At 66.6% G+C, this 3,162-nt stretch carries 1 protein-coding gene; it reads right to left on the bottom strand.

Translation table 11 applies throughout. The features are described 5' to 3' along the window. Nucleotides 1-3,121 (bottom strand): adenylate/guanylate cyclase domain-containing protein (locus VGK20_13730; GenBank protein HEY2775101.1); only part of this gene is annotated, 3,121 nt, incomplete at its 3' end. Between the last annotated feature and the right edge of the window lie 41 nt (nt 3,122-3,162).

Raw genomic sequence — 3,162 nt, 5'->3', positions numbered from 1 at the left:
TGACAAAGTAGGCATCCGCCAAAGCTTCCGGGTCATCCGCGGCTTGCGCCTCGGCCGCCGTGCGTTCAGCCCACTGCAGCGCGTCGGTCATCCGTCCTTCGGTGCCCACCACCATGGCATACCAGCCGCCCGCGCGCGCATTTTGCCGAGCCGCCTCCGGTCCTTCGATTTCCTGGAGGATGGCGCGCGCCTGCTCGCACCACCGCAGCGCTTGCTCGCACTGGCCGAGCTTCGCTTCGACGTGCGAGAGCTTGAGCAGCAGGCTGGCGTCCGCCAGCGGATCGCCGGCGGCCGGGCCGCGCGCTTCGGTGTACGCCTTGCCCGCCTTCTGGAATTCGCCCGCGCGATACCAGGAATCGCCGAGGGCTCGATGGATGACGGCAATCTCCCCACCGCTTACATCGTCGAGTTTGCGGCCGGCTTCCAGCGCACGCGAGTAAAGCTTGGCCGCTTCGACGTGCGCATAGCTGCCTTCGGCGCGCTCGGCGGCCGCCGTCGCATAGCGAAAGGCAGGCCGGTACTCGCCGGCCTCGAAGTAGTGGAGCGAAAGAATGTTCGCGATTTCTTCGGGGTAGTCGAGCTCCTCTTCGAGACGCGTCGCCACGATTCCATGCAGTTTCCGACGCAGCTTGTACGGCAATCCTTCGTAGGCGGCATCGCGCAGGAGCGTACGGCGGAAGCGCAGGTACCCGTCCGACTCCTCGTCGAACAGGTCGCCGATCGCATTCCACACGGCGGGCGCAGGCGCGGAGAAACCTTCCTCCCCATCGAACCACGCGACCATGCGCGGGTGGAAGGTCAAGCCGAACACCGCGGCGTGCCGAACGACGCTCCGCTCTTCACGCGAAAGCGAGTCGATCTGCGCCATCGTCGCCGCTTCGGCGGAATCGGGGAGGTCGGCGATGCCGCCTCCCGAGTCGACCACCTTCTGCAACAGGTCGCGCAGGAACTGCGGATTGCCGCCCGAGCGCGTGGCGACGACCTCGAGCACGTGCGGCGGCAGCGGAGTCTGCTGGGTCGCCAGCTGGGCGAGTCGCAGCGCATCAGGCGCCGCGAGCGGCTTGAGCTCGATGCGAACCACGGTGTCTGACTGAGGGGCCACGAACCCGCCGGAGCCTTGGCGGGCGACCGCGAAGAGCCACGGATGCGTTCCAAGCTCGCCGATCAGGTGCAGCAGGAGCTCGGCGGATGCCTCGTCCATGTGATGCGCGTTTTCGATCTCGATCAGCTGCGGCGTGGACATGATCGCCGTGAGAAATCGTGCGACGGACTCGTGCAATTTCCCGCGCCGGTTCGCCTCCGCCAGCATCGAAACCTCCGGAGTCGGCTCGACGTCGAGTCCGAAGGGTATGGCGACCAAAGGAAACCACGGGGCGAGATCGGGAGCCTGCTTGTCGAGTTCCTCGCGCAGCCGCTCGGCGATGACCGCCTCGGACTCGTCCCGTCCGAAACCCATGTATTCGCGCAGCAGCTCGCTCCATACCGCGTACGGTGTGGAGGCGGTATACGCTTCGCAGGTGGCGTGCTGCTTGTTGAGCCCGGCTGCCGCGTCGCGCAGCGCCTCGAGCAGGCGGGTCTTGCCTATTCCGGAGTCGCCCACGACTTCGATCAGCCGGCCCGCGCCTGAACGCGCGCTGGTGAACGCTTTTCGTATGGCGCCAAGCTCGGCATTGCGGCCGGTGAGCGGCAGGCGCTGCGTCGACACCTGGCGCGTCTTCGAGCTTTGCGCGCGGCCGACCGACCATGCTTGAACGGGCTCCGCTTTGCCCTTGACCGCGAACGGCTCGAGCTTGGTCGTCTCGAACTGCGTCGCCGACCGCTCCAGCACGTCGCCGGTGGCATAGATCCGACCCGGCTCGGCCTTGGCCATCAGCCGCGCGGTCAGGTTAACGGCGTCGCCCATGACCGTGTAGGTGCGCCGATACGGCGGCCCGATGTCGCCGGCAAAGACGGCGCCGCGATGGACACCGATGCGAACGGGGAGCGGCAGGTCGCTCGAAGCGATCTTCGACAGTGCGAGCAGCATGCGCTCCTCATCGTTGCCGGTGACTTTGGGCGCCCCGCCGGTCAAGATCAGCTTGCCCCCGTCCGCATCGACGTCGGAAGCGAGAAAGGTGATGCCCTGTTCTTCGGCCGCGGCTTCAACGACGTTCAGCACTCGATGCAGCGCTTCGGCCGCCACCTCTGGGCCGCGGCTTGCGATCAGTTCATCGGTACCCTCGAAGCGGATGAACGCGATCGTGACCGGACGGTGCTCGGACGTTCCACCGCCCGCGAGCACGTGAGCGCGAACCGACGGCGACAGACATCGTGCCGTCATTTCGGCCGACATCCTGGGCCGCGGAGACAATGGAAGCTTCTCCTCGTAGCCCGGAGGTTCCTGCGTCAGCAACCGGCCGACCGCCTTGGCCTCACCGAGGCATTCGACCGGTATCGCCGCTGCCGTATCGGTGCTGACGACGATCTCGTCCGCATCGGCACCGCGCTCGATGGCGACCAGATGGCTCCAGGCCGGGCCGACGGGGAGGAGTTCGGTGTGCGCGCTGCCCACGGCGAAAAAGTGGAAGCGCCCGGAATGGACTCCCTGCGAGATCTGCAAGGCTATCTTGGCGTCGCGAAGCTCGACCGCGCCCATGTCGCGCAGCACAGCGCGCATCAGCACCGTCGCGCGGCACGCCCGCCCCGCGTGACCGTCGCCCTTGAACCACAACAGCAACGCATCGCCGCCGAACTTGAGCAGGCTTCCACCCGCGTCGTAGGCGACCGCCAGCATCAGCTCGAAGACATGGCCGATCACCCCGGTGATTTGCTCGGCACCTTCGCGCCCTTTACGCGCCAGCGCCTCGGACAATTTCGTGAATCCCGAGATATCGACAAATACCGCCGTACCGTCGTCTGCCCAGCTTCGTCCGGTCGGATCGTCGACCAGATGCTGCTGCAGCATCCGCGCGACGTACAGATTCGCGCGCGCGGCCGCAGGATCCAGAGCAGGTGGCGTCGACTCGAGCGGCAGCTCGGATACGCCGGATAGGTTGGGTACTGTCATGGGTAGCGCCTGCGTGCGACCGTTCGCTGCCGCAGCAGCGTCAAATTTTCCCACAGCCTCGGCGACGCTCGGCAAGTGTCGGCGAGGCCAGCGGTCGAACAACGGGTGTAGACCAG

This window comes from Candidatus Binatia bacterium, assembly GCA_036493895.1.
In the GTDB taxonomy this organism is placed as follows: Bacteria; Desulfobacterota; Binatia; order UBA1149; family CAITLU01; genus DATNBU01.
This window is presented reverse-complemented; position numbering and strand designations above follow the sequence as displayed.